This window comes from Hoylesella buccalis ATCC 35310 (assembly GCF_025151385.1).
GTDB classification, from domain to species: Bacteria; Bacteroidota; Bacteroidia; order Bacteroidales; family Bacteroidaceae; genus Prevotella; species Prevotella buccalis.
In genome coordinates, this window is sequence record NZ_CP102287.1 from 117,313 (window position 1) to 135,008 (window position 17,696).

17 protein-coding genes are annotated in these 17,696 nt (G+C 46.0%); 11 read left to right on the top strand and 6 right to left on the bottom strand.

What is annotated here, in order from left to right; translation table 11 throughout:
• Positions 1-4 precede the first annotated feature (4 nt).
• From NQ518_RS00450 to NQ518_RS00480, 7 genes are all read left to right on the top strand, one after another.
• Positions 5-1,174: a glycosyltransferase family 4 protein gene (locus NQ518_RS00450; protein ID WP_227961342.1), complete on the top strand. Its 1,170-nt coding sequence runs from the start codon at positions 5-7 to the stop codon at positions 1,172-1,174.
• A 47-nt stretch (positions 1,175-1,221) separates the two neighbouring features.
• Positions 1,222-2,106 (top strand): ACP S-malonyltransferase, encoded by an 885-nt coding sequence (gene fabD, locus NQ518_RS00455; RefSeq protein ID WP_227961340.1) that lies wholly within the window; start codon positions 1,222-1,224, stop codon positions 2,104-2,106.
• Positions 2,107-2,311: 205 nt separating this feature from the next.
• Positions 2,312-3,988 carry an alpha-amylase family glycosyl hydrolase gene (locus tag NQ518_RS00460; protein WP_227961339.1) on the top strand — a complete coding sequence of 559 codons (1,677 nt, stop codon included), beginning with the start codon at positions 2,312-2,314 and terminating at the stop codon, positions 3,986-3,988.
• A 204-nt stretch (positions 3,989-4,192) separates the two neighbouring features.
• Entirely contained in the window at positions 4,193-4,579 is a 387-nt protein-coding gene (locus NQ518_RS00465) for an alanyl-tRNA editing protein (protein ID WP_227961338.1), read from the top strand.
• A 62-nt stretch (positions 4,580-4,641) separates the two neighbouring features.
• Entirely contained in the window at positions 4,642-5,616 is a 975-nt protein-coding gene (locus NQ518_RS00470) for a DMT family transporter (protein ID WP_227961336.1), read from the top strand.
• 134 nt (positions 5,617-5,750) lie between these two features.
• A complete protein-coding gene (locus NQ518_RS00475; protein ID WP_227961333.1) occupies positions 5,751-6,329 on the top strand; it encodes a hypothetical protein in 579 nt (192 codons plus the stop codon).
• A 63-nt stretch (positions 6,330-6,392) separates the two neighbouring features.
• Positions 6,393-7,100, top strand: a complete 708-nt coding sequence (locus NQ518_RS00480) for a DUF6563 family protein (RefSeq protein ID WP_227961331.1) — start codon at positions 6,393-6,395, stop codon at positions 7,098-7,100.
• A gap of 35 nt (positions 7,101-7,135) precedes the next feature.
• Here NQ518_RS00480 and NQ518_RS00485 read toward each other — a convergent pair whose 3' ends face one another.
• Positions 7,136-7,792: an HD domain-containing protein gene (locus NQ518_RS00485; protein WP_227961329.1), complete on the bottom strand. Its 657-nt coding sequence runs from the start codon at positions 7,790-7,792 to the stop codon at positions 7,136-7,138.
• A 79-nt stretch (positions 7,793-7,871) separates the two neighbouring features.
• Here NQ518_RS00485 and menA point away from each other — a divergent pair, with 79 nt between their 5' ends.
• Positions 7,872-8,774 carry a 1,4-dihydroxy-2-naphthoate octaprenyltransferase gene (menA, locus tag NQ518_RS00490; RefSeq protein WP_227961327.1) on the top strand — a complete coding sequence of 301 codons (903 nt, stop codon included), beginning with the start codon at positions 7,872-7,874 and terminating at the stop codon, positions 8,772-8,774.
• On the opposite strand, the gene NQ518_RS00495 is transcribed toward menA, so the two are convergent.
• The 5 genes from NQ518_RS00495 to uvrB all read right to left on the bottom strand — a co-directional run bounded on the left by NQ518_RS00495 (position 8,771) and on the right by uvrB (position 15,662).
• Positions 8,771-11,089, bottom strand: a complete 2,319-nt coding sequence (locus NQ518_RS00495; protein ID WP_227961325.1) for a putative porin — start codon at positions 11,087-11,089, stop codon at positions 8,771-8,773. The two genes, menA and NQ518_RS00495, sit on opposite strands and share 4 nt — an antisense overlap.
• Positions 11,086-11,307 carry a hypothetical protein gene (locus NQ518_RS00500; RefSeq protein ID WP_004349897.1) on the bottom strand — a complete coding sequence of 74 codons (222 nt, stop codon included), beginning with the start codon at positions 11,305-11,307 and terminating at the stop codon, positions 11,086-11,088. Before NQ518_RS00500 ends, NQ518_RS00495 begins: the two co-directional genes overlap by 4 nt.
• 82 nt (positions 11,308-11,389) lie before the next feature.
• Positions 11,390-12,337, bottom strand: a complete 948-nt coding sequence (locus NQ518_RS00505; protein WP_227204870.1) for a DUF4468 domain-containing protein — start codon at positions 12,335-12,337, stop codon at positions 11,390-11,392.
• Positions 12,338-12,542: 205 nt separating this feature from the next.
• Entirely contained in the window at positions 12,543-12,767 is a 225-nt protein-coding gene (locus tag NQ518_RS00510; protein ID WP_023057586.1) for a DUF3791 domain-containing protein, read from the bottom strand.
• 858 nt (positions 12,768-13,625) lie between these two features.
• Positions 13,626-15,662, bottom strand: a complete 2,037-nt coding sequence (gene uvrB, locus NQ518_RS00515; protein ID WP_227204871.1) for an excinuclease ABC subunit UvrB — start codon at positions 15,660-15,662, stop codon at positions 13,626-13,628.
• A gap of 163 nt (positions 15,663-15,825) precedes the next feature.
• Between uvrB and NQ518_RS00520 the strand changes: the two genes are divergently transcribed.
• The 3 genes from NQ518_RS00520 (at position 15,826) to NQ518_RS00530 (ending at position 17,583) form a co-directional block, all read left to right on the top strand.
• Positions 15,826-16,668, top strand: coding sequence for an outer membrane protein assembly factor BamD (locus NQ518_RS00520; RefSeq protein ID WP_227204872.1), 843 nt, complete (start codon positions 15,826-15,828; stop codon positions 16,666-16,668).
• Positions 16,669-16,792: 124 nt separating this feature from the next.
• Positions 16,793-17,131, top strand: a complete 339-nt coding sequence (locus tag NQ518_RS00525; RefSeq protein ID WP_227204873.1) for a DNA-directed RNA polymerase subunit omega — start codon at positions 16,793-16,795, stop codon at positions 17,129-17,131.
• A complete protein-coding gene (locus NQ518_RS00530; RefSeq protein ID WP_227204874.1) occupies positions 17,128-17,583 on the top strand; it encodes a DUF4293 domain-containing protein in 456 nt (151 codons plus the stop codon). The genes NQ518_RS00525 and NQ518_RS00530 overlap by 4 nt, the downstream gene beginning before the upstream one ends.
• Positions 17,584-17,696: the final 113 nt, after the last annotated feature.

The window sequence follows — 17,696 nt, forward strand, 5'->3', positions numbered from 1 at the left end:
CATTATGAATTTGAAGTTTCTTCTTTTAGGCATTGTCATTCCTTTTATTAGTGCGTTTGCGTTGGTGACATGGATTCATCCTTTAATAGTTAAACTTGCCAAACAAAAAGGAATGGTTGATAATCCCGATGCCCGCAAATTGCAGAAAGCCCCCGTTCCCGTATTGGGCGGCATTGCTGTCTTTTGGGGAGTTGTGTTGGGTGTGGGCTTGACGAGTGCAGTCTTTGACAGTTATATTTTCTTTCCTGCTTTTGTTGCCATTACGGTAATGATGTATTTAGGCTCGTTGGATGATCTCATAGGATTAAGCGCATGGTTAAGACTGATAGTCGAGTTCTGCGTAATCTTGTTCTTGGTATCTACCGAGCACAAATTTATTGACGATTTTCATGGCGCCTTTGGCATACACCAGCTGAACGAATATGTTGGCATTGCGCTTTCTTCGTTTGTGGGTGTCGGTATCATCAATTCCATTAACTTGATTGATGGCGTTGATGGACTTTCTTCTGGATTTTGCATGTTCGTTTGCGCCCTCTTCGGTTATGCTTTCATGACATCGGGTTACGGGTCGATGACCGTGCTGGCTTGGATATGTGTGGCTTCCTTGCTTCCTTTTTTCTTGCACAACGTTTTCGGCAAAACGTCAAAGATGTTCATTGGCGACAGTGGAACGCTCATGCTGGGCACACTCATGAGTATTTTTGTTTTTCATATTTTGGAAACCAAATCCATGGTGGCCTATAATTATCCTAACATGGGGGTAGTGGCTTTTACGCTTTCTGCTCTGTCCATTCCAGTTTTCGACACCTTGCGTGTCATGTTTCTGCGCATGTTGAGGGGAGGCTCTCCATTCCATCCAGACAAATCGCATCTGCACCATTTGTTTATAGAGATAGGCTTCTCGCATATCGGTACAACCGTGTCGGTATTGGCACTCAATGCCTTTAATGTGTTGTGTTGGTTTATCTCTTATCAGTTAGGAGCTTCTGCCACTGTCCAACTGCTGGTGGTAATCACGATAGGCGTGTTCAATACGGTAGGTTTTTATTATATTGTGCGAAGGTTGAATCATCAACGCATGCCTTATAAAATATTAAAACGAATTGCAGCCATGTCTCACATTGAGGCAGGTTGTTTCTTTATGAGTATTAGAAAATTTGTAGACCGCCATTAGCTTGGCGCATCTGCTTACATTAGATTTAATCAAACAAAAAAACAAGTATGAAAGCATTTGTATTTCCCGGTCAGGGATCCCAGTTTGTAGGAATGGGAAAAGAACTTTATGATAATAACGAAACGGCAAAGGAGTTGTTCGACAAAGCCAACGAGGTGTTGGGCTATCGTATCACCGACATCATGTTCGATGGTACCGATGAGCAACTCAAGGAAACCAAGGTAACACAGCCTGCCGTGTTCTTGCACAGTGTCATTTCAGCACTCTGTATGGGCGATGCGTTCAAGCCTGATATGGTTGCAGGTCACTCTTTGGGCGAGTTTTCTGCATTGGTGGCAGCTGGTGCATTGAGCTTTGAAGACGGTCTCAAATTAGTTTATGCCCGTGCCATGGCAATGCAGAAGGCTTGCGAGGTGGCACCGGGTACCATGGCAGCAATCATTGGTTTGCCAGATGAAAAGGTAGAAGAGATATGTCAAGAGGTGAGCAAAGAAGGCAAAGTTGTCATTCCTGCTAATTATAACTGTCCTGGACAATTGGTTATCTCTGGAGATAAGGAAGGTATTGAGGAGGCTTGCGAAAAGCTAAAAGCTGCGGGAGCCAAGCGTGCGTTGCCTTTGAAGGTGGGAGGTGCATTCCACTCGCCATTGATGCAGCCTGCCAAAGACGAGTTGCAAAAGGCGATAGAGGCTACCACAGTGAATACGCCTCAATGTCCTGTGTACCAGAACGTAGATGGAAAACCTTATACCGATGCAGCTAAGATTAAGGCAAACCTCATCGCCCAACTGACCAGTAGTGTTCGCTGGACAACAACGGTGCAGAATATGATTGCCGATGGTGCTACTGACTTTACCGAATGTGGACCTGGAAAGGCTCTGCAGGGTATGATAGGACGCATCAGCACGGAAGTGACAGTCCACGGCATCTAAATACCTGTTGGGAGTAAATAGTAGTAAATAGGAGTGATGTGGGAGTTAATAGACAAATGTCATTTAATCGCAAGTATTAAATTAGGTGTTGTCTGTTAACTCCCATTTTATTTCTCTTTACATTTTAACTTCCATAGAAAGAACTGCTATTGTCCGTTAACTCCCTATTAACTCCTATCTAACTCCCTATTAACTCCTTATAAAAATGACCATCTATCAAATCTTTACTCGCCTTTTTGGCAATCAAAACATGCCTCGCACACCCCATGGAACGATGGAACAGAATGGAGTGGGGAAGATGAACGACATCACTACGACTGTGCTCAATCGTATTCACGACATGGGGTTCACGCACATTTGGTTCACGGGCATTGTTCGACATGCAACGACAACCAATTATTCTACCTACGGCATCCCTCGCCAACATTCAACCATTGTGAAGGGAAAGGCTGGGTCGCCATACGCTATTACTGACTATTATGATGTCGACCCTGATCTTGCCGTGCAGGTGCCCAAGCGCATGGATGAGTTCGAGGCTTTGGTGAAACGAACGCACGATGTGGGCATGAAGGTGATTATCGATTTCGTCCCCAATCATGTGGCACGGCAATACCACTCCATTTGCAAACCTAAGGGAGTGAGAGACTTGGGAGAGAACGATGATGTGAACAAGCATTTTGACATTCACAACAATTTTTATTATTGCCCAGGCTATCCCTTTGAACCTGCCATTGATTTGTGCAAGGATGCCAGCGAACCTTATCATGAATATCCTGCTAAATGTACGGGTAACGATTGTTTTAATGCTTCGCCTTCAGCTAATGATTGGTATGAGACCGTCAAGCTGAACTATGGCATTGATTACACTGATGCTGGTGGACGCAGTGAACATTTCGACCCCATGCCCGACACGTGGCAACAGATGACAAACATTCTGCTGTTTTGGGCTTCTAAGGGAGTGGATGGCTTTCGCTGTGACATGGCAGAGATGGTGCCAACAGCATTTTGGCAGTACGCTATTGGTAAGCTCAAGGCTACACATCCACACGTCATCATCATTGGCGAGGTGTACAATCCTTCGCTTTATCGGGCGTATATCGCTTCTGGATTTGACTATCTGTACGATAAGGTGGGCATGTACGACTGTTTGCGCGACATCGTGTGTGGCAAGCGTCCCGCCCATCACATTACCCGCCAATGGCAATCCGTGGATAATATTTTGCCAAAGATGCTTTATTTCTTGGAAAATCACGACGAACAACGCATCGCCAGCGACTTCTTTTGTGGCAGTGCCGAACGTGCGTTGCCGGCTTTCATGGTGTGCGCATGGCTGCACACCAATCCTGTCATGGTGTATGCTGGACAGGAGTTTGGCGAGCGAGGCATGGATGCAGAGGGATTCAGTGGACTTGACGGTAGGACAACCATATTCGACTACTGGGCAGTAAAGTCCGTCGTCGAAGGATATTACCAAAGAAGAAAAATGGATAAACACAGTAAAACGTTATCCGAGATTTATCGACAAATACTCATTTTCCGTAACCTGCCTGCCATTGCACACGGTCAGTTCTTCGACTTGATGTATGCCAACAATCAGCACTCGGCATTGTTCAACCCCGATGAGCAGTATGTCTTCTTGCGTAAATCGGCAGAGCAACTCTTGTTGATTGTCGTGAACTTCTCGCCCAATCAGCAAACAGTGCACATCAACATTCCAGAACATGCCTTCAACTATTTACAAATGTCGCAAGGTACTTGTCAAGCCATTGACTTGTTGACCAACAAAGAACAAACCGTAGCATGGCAAGTTGGTCAGCCTTTTGTAACGCAGGTGATGGGCTATGGCGGTAAAATTTATGAAATAAAACGTCATGAAGTCTGATTTTCAGCGCTAATCAACTCGAAAACTCCCCATTCTCGTCAAATCACAGAGGATGGGGAGTTTTCGTTTAGGGTTCTTTTGTTCGTTTCTACATTTATGGCTATCTTTGTCTGTTCATAAAATAACAAGATCGTGTTGGAAATACAAGAGCGGGAAGTGTCATTCCCATTGGCCCATACTGCAGAGCATTTACTCAATCAATTGATGCATAGAATGTTTGGATGTGAGCGTTCGAACAATGCGCACATTGAGCGAAAGAAAAGCAAAATGACGTTTGTTCTCAATCAAAAACCGGACAAACGTGACGAAAAAGAGATTGAAACTCGTATGAACGAGTTGATACAACAAGATTTGCCCGTTACGTTTGAAGTGGTCGACAGGCAGCATCTTCCCGAAGGAATCAGCTTAGATCGCCTGCCAGCCGATGCTTCCGAAGTGATTCGTATTTGCCGCATTGGCGATTACGACGTTTGTCCATGTATCGGAAAACATGTGCGTTCAACCTCACAAATAGGAAGGTTTGAACTATTGGGAACCAACTGGGATGAGCATAAAAAAGCCTTTAGAGTTCGGTTCAAAATTATTCCATAAGGCTACTTTCTCATGGCTACCCACTTCTTTTAAAACTCATTTTCATTGTGATGGAACAAAATATGGATTCTTTAGATCACGAACATGTTTCTCCCAAGCATTTTAATCGTGCCCCCTTGCTGGCTCACTTGAGTATGTTTTCGGCCTGTGCCATCTGGGGACTCATGGCTCCAATTGGCAAAGATGCCATGCTAAATGGGTTGAATGGCGTGAGTATGGTTTCGTTTAGAGTGCTGGGCGGAGCCATTTTGTTTTGGGTGAGTTCGCTTTTTGTCAAGCACGAGCATGTACCCCTACGGGATGTGTTGTGGTTTATTGGCGCCGCTGTTTTCGGATTGGTTTGCAATCAATGTTGTTTTACCATTGGCTTAAGCTACACTTCTCCCATCAATGCCAGCATCGTCACAACCTCCATGCCCATTTTTGCCATGGTGTTGGCGGCACTCATTTTGAAAGAACCCATCACGGGTAAAAAGGCAATAGGCGTGTTGATAGGATGTTGCGGTGCGCTGATTTTGATATTAACCAGCATGACCGCAGGCGATGCCAAGGTTGGCGACATTCGCGGAGACCTGATGGTCATGGGGGCGCAGGTGTCCTATGCGTTTTATTTATCCACATTCAACAAGTTGGTGAAGCGGTATTCGGTCTTTACCGTCAACAAATGGATGTTTCTATGGGCCACCTGTCTCATTTGGCCGTTTTCTTGCCGTGAAGTCATGGACATTCCTTGGGCGGCCGTTTCTACTAAAACCTGGATGGAAACCGCCTATGTTGTTTTCTTTGGTACGTTTGTCGGATACATCCTCGTCATTTCAGCCCAACGCGTGTTGCGCCCCACGGTGGTCAGTTCCTACAACTATGTGCAGCCCATTGTGGCCGTGGTAGTGACGGTACTCACGGGAATGGGCATTTTCAAATGGACGCATGGCCTTGCTGTTCTCATGGTGTTTGTGGGCGTTTGGATGGTCACCAAGTCAAGGTCGCGTCACGACATGTCAGACAATAAGAGCGAGTTAACACGTGATTCGGCTTAGCACTCTGCAAAAAATGTCAGTAAGGTCTATGAAGGAAAGAAACTTTTTCCGATAAAAAATAGAACAAAAAAGATGTTTTTTTTGTAAAATTTTGATTTTTGTTATCTTTGTACATCAATTTAAAGCTAACATATATGAAGCGAACACTTTTATGGGCATTCTGCAGTCTCTTTGCAATCTTTGTGAGTGCCCAGCAGCCTGTTGATACTGCTGTGAAACCAGACCGCACAGAGGCGCTGCCAAACATGATTCGACTGAATTACGGGCTTGGCATCATGACATCCAAGTTCGAGGATGTGAGAGAAACTTACAATTCAAGCTCAGTCGAAACGCTGAGCCTTGACTATGAACATTTGTGGGACAATGGGCTGGGCTTTGGCATTCATGCCAGCCAAAACCACTTCAGCAAGCCCAACTGCAATGTGCTCTTCGTGGGAGGTAGCTTCGTCGCCACATGGACAACCGACAAAGGCTGGCGATGGGAAGGTGCGGTAGGCATGGGCTTTGCCCGCAATGACCTGGAACAGCCGGGCCAGGAAAACGGGCTTGGACTTCTTTCCATTCTTGGTTGCACCTATAAGCTGTCACGCCATTGGGGCATCGGAGTCGACCTTAGACAGCTTACTTCCATCTATCGCAAGCCCGCCGGATGGGAGGGTCAGTTTGGGTTTAACCATTATCAGTTAGGCATCGGCCTGGCTTATTTGTTTTAACCGCGTGCACCGTTGTCACATTCTGACCGAAACAAGGACAAACACTATTAATCTCAGTTAGATATGAAAAAGATTCAAACAAGTACTGCCGCCGTAGCTATGAGCCTGTTGCTGGCCACGGCCTCTTTCGTTCCAGCTCATGCACAGAATGAGGCGGAATCTGTAGAAAAAGAACATACGCACAAGTGTGTTAGCATTAAATACTGCAACAGTAACGAAGAATTGGCCGCAGGCGAATGGAAGACTGCCGACAGCGTGACCGTAATCACCAAGACACGCAACCAGCAGATGTGGTGGGGCGGAAACGATTTCAGGTTCGACTCGCACGATAAGCAGGTCAAGAAGCTGCTCAAGAAGGATGTTTTCGCCATCATGTATGGCGACACGCTCTTGCTGAACACCCGTCCGTACAAGGATCGCGGTTGTGCTTTCGGCAACGGATATGCCCGAGCCTTCAAGATGAGCGATGGCCATCTGCTGCTCACCTACCTCAATGTGCAGGAAATGAGCAGTCGCGCTACCATTGGTGGAATGTTCGGCCTCATTGGTGCGTTGGCCACGGCTGCCGCCTCCAAGAAGTTAGCCAGTCAGAATGTGTGTTACATCGTCACGCCAGGCAACAAGAAAGCTTTGATTGTTGACGAGAAGCTCATGGCGGTTTTGCTCAACGATCATCAGCCCCTGCTCGACGAATACCGTTCTGTAGAAAAGAAGAAGCGGCTCCATGCCGAGACCGTCATGCCACTGTTGAAGAAAGCTGGCCTGCTGTAAGTGAAAAAAGGTCGTGAGCTTTTGGGGTAGACAAGTCAGCAGGTGTGCTGTTTGCCTGTTTCCTCATTATAGAGATTGTCGAATTGTTGTCTTAGTTTTTCTGGGTTCTCGATGATGCTGCGGATGGCTTTCAGGTGCTGTTCGTTAGGCGAGTTGGGAATCCACAGTTTGATGTAGCCTGTGTTGGAATATTTTTCTTGCAGGTGAGCCAGAAAGCGACGCCACTGTTCTTCGCGATTATTTTCGGGCTCGTTTTCTAAACCAAACTGTACTGCGCGGCGAAAAACATGCTCTGGGTCGAGGTCTCTGTCAGCCTCGGCCACAATCTTACCGTAGATGCTGCGTGGTGAATGGGATGCGCTGGCACGGTGGTCTTCAACGGCTTCGCGCATGATGCGTATCTGTTCTGGTGAGAACCATCGCTTCAATCGCGCGTCAGCGGCAAGTATTTTTCCTCCGGTAATGTGATGAATGGCTCTCGGTCCAGACATGCCAATGTCGTGATAGGCCGCAACAGTGTATGCCATGTTTACGTCTGCCCCCATCCTTTTGGCCAGCTCAAGGCTTCCTCTGATGACATGCTGCACATGCCCCAATCCATGCGAAAGGCCAAAATCGTTGTATTTTGGTAGGATGTTTTGCTCGATGAAAGCCATTAAATCAAGGTTTACATTGTTTTCTATCATGCCCATGGGAGTTTGTTGCAAATGTAAGAATAATTGTTTATTTTTGCAAACCAATCTCAAGAAGATTCAACGAAAAACTATTTGTATGCATGCACCTCGTGTTCAACGCAACTCTCTTCAAGCTTGGCTCTTGGCCATGCGTCCCAAAACTTTGTCTGGTTCGGCTGTTCCCGTTATGATTGCCACGGCATTGGCACTGGCGAAGACTGACTGGAACGTTCGTGTTGTGCCGGTAGTGTTGTGTTTCCTCTTTGCTTTCATCATGCAGATAGACGCCAATTTCATCAACGACTATCTTGACTTCAAGCGGGGAAATGACGATGAAACCCGACTGGGACCACGTCGTGCTTGTGCGCAGGGGTGGATTTCTCCGCAAGCCATGCGCATGGGTATTGCCCTCACAACTTTGCTGGCGTGTGTGGTTGGACTACCTTTGATTTGCTATGGCGGTGTTGAAATGATTGGAGTGGGACTTCTCTGTGTCTTGTTTTGTTTCCTCTACACCACGCATCTGTCTTATCTCGGACTGGGTGATCTACTGGTTCTTCTCTTCTTTGGCCTGATTCCTGTTTGTGTAACCTACTATTTGGCGATGCCATCAACGATGAATCACGTCACTTGGGAAGTGGTGTCGAGTTCGCTGGCCTGTGGAATTGTCATTGATACCTTGTTGATTGTCAACAACTATCGTGACTTGGAGAACGATCGGCGAGCCCACAAGATGACCTTGGTAGTACGGATGGGTGAATCCTTATCACGCAAATTTTATCTCTTGCTGGGATGGTTGGGATGGTTGTTGGGTATCGTGTTTTTGTTCAACGGGCATCCTTGGGCCTTCATCTTCTCTATGATTTATTTAGTTTTGCATACGCGTACTTGCCGTCGCATGCGAGTTAAACAAGGTAAGGCGCTGAATCAAATCCTTGGTGAGACAGGGCGGAACATCTTTATATATGGTGTTCTGGTTTCTCTCGGTCTGCTTTTTTAATTGAAGAAGTTCCAGCTCAACCCAAAGCGGATGATGCTGCCGTTGAGCGGATAGTGAGGAACGAGGAAACTTGCCTTCGTGCCACTGCCCGCATTGGCATGACTGTACATCACGAAGAAGCGTGTTTGTTGCAAGTGGAAATTAGCGTATGCGTTCACGATAGGGTAGTTGCCTATTTCAACGCGGTCGGTATTTTCCTGCACAACAAACTGACCTAAGGCCGGACTGTAATCAGGTGCATAGTACTTGGTGAAGTAACGTACGTCGGCACCCACGTCACATTTCAGTACTTTGGCTATCTTCAATCGGAAATAAAGATTAGAGTAAATGTTGAGTTTTGGTAATGGCAACGCCGTTTGACTGGATGAGTTTTGAAAGGTAATGACCGATTCCCAGTGCAAAGGTCCCCATGCTACATCCTGCGACAGTGAGGCCGTCAGCACGTTGATGGCTTCACTGCTTTGCCGAACGCCAACCTCTGTGCCAATACGCTGATACTGATTGTTGATGGTATAGGCTTGCGCCAGGTAGGTATAATTGGTCAATTCGTCCACGGCAATGCGCAGTGAAGTCTTGGTTTTGGCATAGCTCAACAAGCCTTGAATACGCGTGTGTGTGGTGTTGCTCAAGTCATCATTATCCCAGAGGAAATGACGTCCGTGGTAATGACGGTAGTAAAAAGTGGGTTGATAGCGATGGAAGAAGCCACTCGCAGCCAACTGTACGGTGTCACCAAACAGCTTGAAGTTGAGGTCGGCGGTGGCGTTGATGTCTATCTTGCCTGCATCTCGTCCTGCAACACCCACCTCTCCGGTCACTTCATAGTGGAAAGTTTTGCCTTGTGTCTTGCTCAATTGTCCGCCAACGTACACGGAGTTTTCGTTGTAAGTCGCCATTCCAACGGTGTCGGGTAGCGTGAAATGACGCAGTTCGTGACTGACAAAAGCTTTCAATCCCGATTTGGCCCATTTGTTAAATCCTTCCAAGAGCGATAGTGCAAACGTGTTGTGCACACGGTAGTGCTTGGTCTTGTCATAAATAGAGTCACCTCGCAGCCATTCATCCATCTTGTATGTGTTGGCATAGTAGTTGTCTGGCGTCTGATATGCTTGATAGATGCGGGTGTAATTGTCGAATTTCAGCGTGTGTATGAAGCTGGTCACGGGCACATATTCGTTCTTTACCCAAGCCGTATCCTTATTTTCTTTCTTTTGTTTGGCCAACAAACTGTCTGCTGCCTGTTGACCGTTCACGACAATACGGCCGCTGTCTTGCGCTGCAGGAGTTGCAGACTCAACGCCTGCAATGACCGCGTCATCAGGCCTGCCGGCCAGCGGTTCTGTTTCTTTCAGGTCGTCATCGTTCAGTGTTCTGCCATCTTTCTTGGCCTGTTTCCTGGCCTTTTGCTTGGCTTTCTTCGCATCATTTTCTTTCTTGGCCTCCATGGCAAACTTTTTTGCCTTAATCTCTTCAGCCGTCATGGGTACTTTTCGATTGAAGCCAACGTTGTATCTATGACTGAAAAAAACGTGCTGATTATCGTTACGGTTCCAGTTCTGCTGCAATACCGTCGGTATTTCTGATGTTTGGTAGTTATCGTCAAAGCTTTCTGGGTTGGTGATGAATTTGTCATCAGTAATACCTCCATTCTCTGTATTCTTTTGATGATTGGTCGAAAAGAGCAGGTGAGCTTGATACCGTTCGCCGAGATAGGAACCGTACAGGGTGTAGTTGAAATGTGAAGACGCTTGGTTGGAATAATAGCCACGGCCGTAAAGGTAATCGAATTTAAATCCCAAACCTAACTTCTTGCCCGCATTGACGGCAAACTTAGCCGTGAAATGATCTTCCCCGTTGGTGCGGTTTCCGGCCGTATTGTAGGTCAAGTTGGTGATGGGCGACAGTGTGTTGGTGAAATGAAAATCGCCCGGAGCAACGATGAAGTAGTCATAGGGTTGCGTAAAGATAAACTGTTCATCAGCACGTTGGCGATCGACGAACAGCCTGTGGATGCGTGGTGCGCCCAGATTGCCCGTAGAATTGTATTCACCGCGCATGCCCGTTGTAAAGATGCTGTTGGGATACATGTGTGACAAGGTGTCGGGAATGGCAGGAACGATGTCACCAAAACGTTCGCTGACCGTCCAAACCTTCAGCCCCTTCGGAATTTCTTTGTTCTCATGGGTCGAGTCGTTGGCCATGCCATCTCGTCGCGTAATGTTACCACTTGGGTCTATTTGATTATAGTCGTCTATCTGAGCAACCATAGTCAAGGACGATAGTAAAAGGAATATGGATAATAAAAATCGAGTCATTTGTGGAATATGCGAATGCTGCATTCGGCCATCTTGAAGAACATAGCGGTTAGGATGATGATGATTCCAAGCGTTTCTTTTTGTGTAAAGAAATAGAAGATGACGCCTACCACGGCACCAATCATGAAGATGATGTTGAGTATGTTTCGAATCCAAAAGATTCTATCGCGTGGCGTTTCGCCTGTTCCTCTTTGTCGTCTTGGGTATTTTGCACTCATATAGATGTGGTGTTATCGCTTGAAAAAATAGTTTTTATTAGTGTTTCTGCCTGTCTGTTGATGCTCAGCCAGGTATGGTTTGTCAGCGAAGTCGATAGGAAATCTGACTGAATATTTCATCTTTGCGGTCGATGGTATTGCGGCGAAACTTTGATGACAGGGGACGCAGACTGTTCTTTTTCTTGTTGATGGCCACCTCGTCAGTAATCCATTCGTCTGCACTGACCGACATGTGTGTGGGCCGTCCCTTCTCATAGTCGTAGTGTATGCGGCTCATCGTGAGCTCCAAGTGGTTGTCTGTGCACTTGGCAATCAGCGTATAATCGAATTCTGTCCGGTCTAATGACAGGAATGACTTACTGAATTCCAACCACTCTGTGTATCGGGCGGCAATGATATTCTGTTCTTGATTGACTAGCGCGATGTGGCTATTGAGTTGATTTTCGCCTTTTGTCAGTTCATCAAGATATTGATAGGTGATGTCGTAAATCTGCTTGCCCGTTTTCCCAGGGGCTTTTAAATCGAGGGTGAATACTACTTTGCCATCGGCATCTTGCGGTACACCTCCCTCCAAATACTTGGAATCATATTTGTCTGTCTTCGGCATAGTGACCTTTGAACTAACCGATTGCTGTTGCGAGCTGCTTCTTTGATTGCTCTCGTTCGCACTGTTGTCTGGGATGGACCAGCCTGATGACGAACCTGCAACAGCTTTCTGCGCATCTTCAACAGTCTGTCTTGCCTTCTTCTTAATCATCTCTGCTTCCATCTTGTATCGAGCTGCCTCCTTGTTGGCACGCTCAATTTCAGCTTCAATTCGTGCTTTCTCGGCCTGTTTAGCTTTGTCTTTGGCAGCTTTCTTGGCCTCTGCAGCAGCTCGTTTTGCAGCTTTCCTAGCCTCTATGACGGCTTTCTTGGCAGCCTGCGCTTCTTGTTTGGCCTTTTCCAATTTTTGCTCCGGCGTCAAAACTGTCTGAGCTTGGATTATCAAAGGCATGGCTAAGAGAATGGCGATGACAAACTTTCTCATAATTCAATCGGTTGATTCAGTCTACAAATGTATATATTTTCAGCGTAAATGACGCACAATTTGAGAAGATTAACGAAAAAGGATGAAATCTGTTCCTTGCACTACAACCGCTGCAAGTTATACTTTCTCGCTGTTAGAAGAATATAAATTACCTTACCCTATTTTACCAGTTTCTAATTCCTGTTGCTGGTGCCATGATAGAGTCTCATCCCAACTGTCCTCCCATTCTTTTGCACAGACTGGCGATGTCGTCTACCATACTTTCAAACGATTGCGTATGTACAAAGCCATAGTGCTTGTCTATGAAGTCAATACCCTTGAAGCGACTCAGATAGCCGAAAGCCTCTTTCATGGTAAGGCCGAACCGCTTGCCAAACTCATGAATGAAAATCATCGTCCATTCTAATTTGTCTTCTTTGCTGTATTCCATGAAGTGTCCTCCTTTTTATACTGACTACGGAAGAAAAGCTGCCAGCTACCCGCCATGCCTTGAGCGTTCTTGATGCTGTGTTTGCTGTAAATTCTTAGCTACATTGTGTGCATTCTTATCAGCCTTCACCTCCTGTTTGCCCTTTTCTAACTGTCACTTCAGAGCCAAGTGGGTCTGAGGTCGATTTATGAAAGGCAAGACCGAGAAGATGGCTGTACCAAACTTTCTCATCATCCAGTTAATTGATTCATTTCACAAATGTATATATTTTCTGTGTAAATGACGCAAAATTTGAGAAGATTAATGAAAGCAATGATTCAAACATTAATGATACTACCGTTACAAATTATCCTTTCAGTTTGAAAGCGGAAGTAATATGATAATGGCATGCGCGTATGATTTTTCTTGACAAACTACCTCTTCATATTTCACGTATTTACCATCAACTGGTCTTTTGGTTGTAAATACGCCAAAATTTAGCTATTTTTATATGTTGTTGATAGCTAATAATTTATGAGAATCTTGCGTCGGATGAGCTGGAAGTTCATGTCTTCTTATGGCAAATACCATTGCTTTAAGGGCGCAATTTACATGCTTTTACCCGATAATATCCTACAGATTGGACACCAAAGACATTCTTTTAATTGGGTAAAAGCAATGAGTTTAGGGTGAAAACTGATTTTTCTTGACAATAATTCTCAAGTTTACATCCTGTTTGCCTATCAATTTTTTCTAGATTGAAAGTTTGTTAGTGCCGTTTTTAGGGCATTTCTTGGTAAAAAAAGAAGACGATATACTTATTACAATGTGTAATGATTCAGTTCTGCTCATGCAAATGCTGAACGTTGAATGGTGAAGTTATTTTTGTTCCAACATCGCCTGCAACCTCACGATTTCATCCCTGTACTGAGCGGCTTGCAGGAAATCTAAGTCCTTGGCTGCTTGTTTCATCAAGGCAGTGGTGTTGGCAATGCTCTTCTCAAGTTGTTCGCGCGTCATTCGCAATACAATCGGGTCGGCTGCAAAGGCGCCACTCTCTGCCTCCATATACGCCTGTTGGGCGGCAAGGGTGGGGTAGCGCCAATCTTTCTCATTCTCTTTCGAGGTGGGCAATGCGTTCTTGATTTCCTTGACAATCTGCTGTGGCGTGATGTGGTGTTCCTCGTTGTATTTCAGCTGAATGGAGCGGCGGCGAGCGGTTTCGTCGATGGTGCGCTGCATGCTTTCGGTGATGGTGTCAGCATACATAATTACTTTTCCGTTGACATTGCGTGCGGCGCGTCCTGCCGTTTGCGTCAAACTACGGTGACTTCGCAAAAACCCTTCCTTGTCAGCGTCAAGGATGGCCACGAGCGATACCTCTGGTAAATCCAGACCCTCGCGCAGCAAGTTGACCCCAACCAAAACGTCAAAAACGCCGGCACGCAGGTCGGTCATGATCTTTACGCGGTCCAGCGTGGCCACGTCGCTGTGGATGTAGTTGGCACGCACGTCATGATTGAGCAGGTATTCGGTCAGCTCCTCGGCCATACGTTTGGTCAGCGTGGTGACCAGGACACGTTCTTCGCGTTCGGTGCGTTGCAGAATTTCGTCCAAAAGGTCGTCAATTTGGTTTTCGCTGGGGCGCACATCAATCTCCGGATCGAGCAATCCCGTGGGTCGGATGATTTGTTCTACCACGACCCCTTCAGCCTCTTGCAGCTCATAGTCGGCAGGGGTGGCCGAAACGTAGATGGTCTGATGGAGCATGTCGTGGAACTCTTCAAAGCGCAGCGGACGATTGTCAAACGCTGCTGGCAGGCGGAATCCGTACTCCACGAGATTCTGCTTACGGGCCCTGTCGCCACCGTACATGGCACTGATTTGCGGCACGCTGACGTGACTCTCGTCGACAACAAGTAGGAAATCTTTTGGAAAGAAGTCTAAAAGGCAATAAGGCCGCTGACCGGCTTCACGTCCGTCAAAGTAGCGCGAATAGTTCTCAATGCCGCTGCAGTGGCCCAGTTCCTTAATCATCTCTATGTCGTATTCCACACGTTCCTTGATGCGTTGTGCTTTGATGGTGTCACCAAGGTCGTTGAAATAGTCAATTTGCTTCACCAAGTCGTCCTGAATGGCACGGATGGCGTGCTCGGTCTGTTCTTTTGTCGTAACGAAGAGATTGGCGGGGTAAATGTGATATTCCTCAAATTCTTCCAATCGATGGAAGGTCACACTGTCCACTTCCTCGATGCTGTCAATCTCTTCGTCCCACCAGGTGATGCGAAGAATGTTGTTGGAGTAGGCCATCGCGATGTCTACCGTATCGCCCTTGACGCGAAAATTGCCACGTTGCAGGTCGATGTCATTGCGAACATACAGTGCTTCCACCAACTTCCGTAAAAAATCATTACGATCTAATCGTTCTCCTTTCTTCACCGTAATGATGCTGTTGGTCATGGCCGAGGGGCCTCCCATGCCGTAAATGCACGAAACGGAAGACACGACAATGACGTCTTTTCTTCCTGATAACAAAGCACTTACCGCACTCAAACGCAGGCGGTCTATCTCGTCGTTGATGGCCAAGTCTTTCTCAATATACAGGTCGGTCGTAGGAAGATAAGCCTCGGGTTGATAATAGTCATAATAAGATACATAATACTCTACTGCGTTCTCGGGGAAAAAGCCCTTCATCTCTTCGTAGAGTTGGGCTGCCAGCGTCTTGTTATGACTCAGAATCAGCGTTGGCATTTGTACGTTGTTGATGACGTTGGCCACCGTGAAAGTCTTGCCCGATCCGGTTACACCGAGCAACACCTGAGCTGGATCACCCCGTTGAATGCCATCGGTGAGTTGCTGAATGGCTTCTGGTTGGTCGCCCGTAGGTTTGTATTTTGACGTGAGTTTGAAATTCATCCTGAATCTATTGAAGGATTGTTTCTAAGCATGCAAATGGCTGCCCAGACATGCAAAAGTACAAAAATATCCGTTATAAAGGTTAATTATTTGCGAAAAAGCATTCTCTTTACTTTGTAAATCGATGGATTATATGTACTTTTGCACTCCAAAGATCATGTCAATGAAGAAACTGTTTTTCATTTCCACTATATGCGTCGCATTGTTATTCGGCAGTTGTGCCAGTGAGTTCAATGCGGTTTACAAGTCGACCGACAGCAACTATCGCTATGAATATGCGAAGGAGTGCTTTTTCAAAGGTAAGTACACTCGGGCCATTACCTTGCTCAACGATTTGATTGTTGTTCAGAAAGGTACCGAGAATGCGCAGGAAAGCCTTTACATGTTGGCCATGGCGCAGTACAAAAGTGGTGATTATGAGAGTGCTGCCCAAGCGTTCAAGCGATATATTCAAAGTTATCCGAAGGGTAAATACGCTGAGTTGGCGAGCTACTATGTGGGCGAAAGTCTGTACATGTGTACGCCAGAGCCACGTTTGGATCAGTCGCAAACGGTTTCGGCCATCGCCTCTTTCCAGGAGTTTTTGGATCTTTTTCCAGACGCCAAACTGAAAAACAGCGCACAGAACAGGCTCTTTGAGTTGCAAGACAAGCTGGTGAAGAAGGAGTTGTATTCGGCACAGTTGTATTATGATCTTGGCCCTTATTTCGGCAACTGCACCAGCGGCGGCAACAATTACGAAGCTTGCATCATTACGGCAGAGAATGCATTGAAGGATTACCCCTATTCATCACTGCGTGAGAATTTTGCCGTGCTGGTGATGAAGAGCAAGTTTGAGTTGGCAGAACAGAGCGTTGAGGAGAAGCGATTGGAACGCTACCAGGATGCAGAAGATGAGTGCTACGGATTCATCAACGAGTATCCCGACTCGAAGCAACGCCCCCTGGCTGAGAAGTTTATCAAGAAATGCAAGGAGGTCACGAAGACAGGAGAGTCTAACTCGTAGAAAACAAAGAGGATGTTGCCTCATATTTCTGCCATACATCGTGAATAAAATCATCAATTATATATTTTGAATAAGTCATTGTCCAGTAAAACGACAATGCCCAACAGATAAGGATTTATAAAAAATGGATTACAAAAAGTCAAACGCACCCGTCAACACGACTACACGCAACATTATGGAATTGTGTGATGAGACGAGAAACATCTATGAGAGTGTGGCAATCATTGCGAAGCGTTCTAATCAGATTGCAGCAGAGATTAAACAGGATTTGAATAAAAAATTGACAGAGTTCGCGTCTTACAACGACTCTTTGGAAGAGGTGTTTGAGAATCGTGAGCAAATAGAAATTTCGCGTTATTACGAGAAGTTGCCCAAACCTACTTTGCTGGCAACACAGGAATTTATAGAAGGTAATGTTTATTACCGTGATCCTTCTTTGGATAATAACGACAGTCAGGCATGATTCAACGAAAGCAAACGCTGTACCTGCTATTGGCTCTAATAGTGACGGTGGCATGTCTGTGCATGCCTGTATCCATGCTCGAACCGCAAGGGATGGGGCTGTCTACCTTGATTTATAACCTTGGGACAGTAGTGCCCGATCAAGGAATCAATTTCAGCAACTGGCCTCTTTTCGCCCTGTTGGTAGTGACCATCCCTTTAGAAGCCTGCGCTATTTTTTTATACCGCAAACGACCCTTGCAGGCTAAACTTTGCGTATGGAGCATTGTTTTCTGTCTGGCATGGTATGTTTATTATGCATTCGCCCTGCTGAATGGTTTTGGTCATGAGTATACCTTCCATCTTCAGTTTGCGGCATGTCTACCTTTGGTTGCCATCATCGCATTAGTTTTGGCGCGCCGGGGTATCATTCACGATGAAAAATTGGTGAGGTCAGCTGACCGAATCAGGTAATACATTAGTTTAAATGTTGCTTTGGCAACAGGCCAAATAACAAATAATCAAAGAGAATCGGCTGTATGAATTTAGAATCATACAGCCGATTTTACTTATTGTGCTCTGCATGA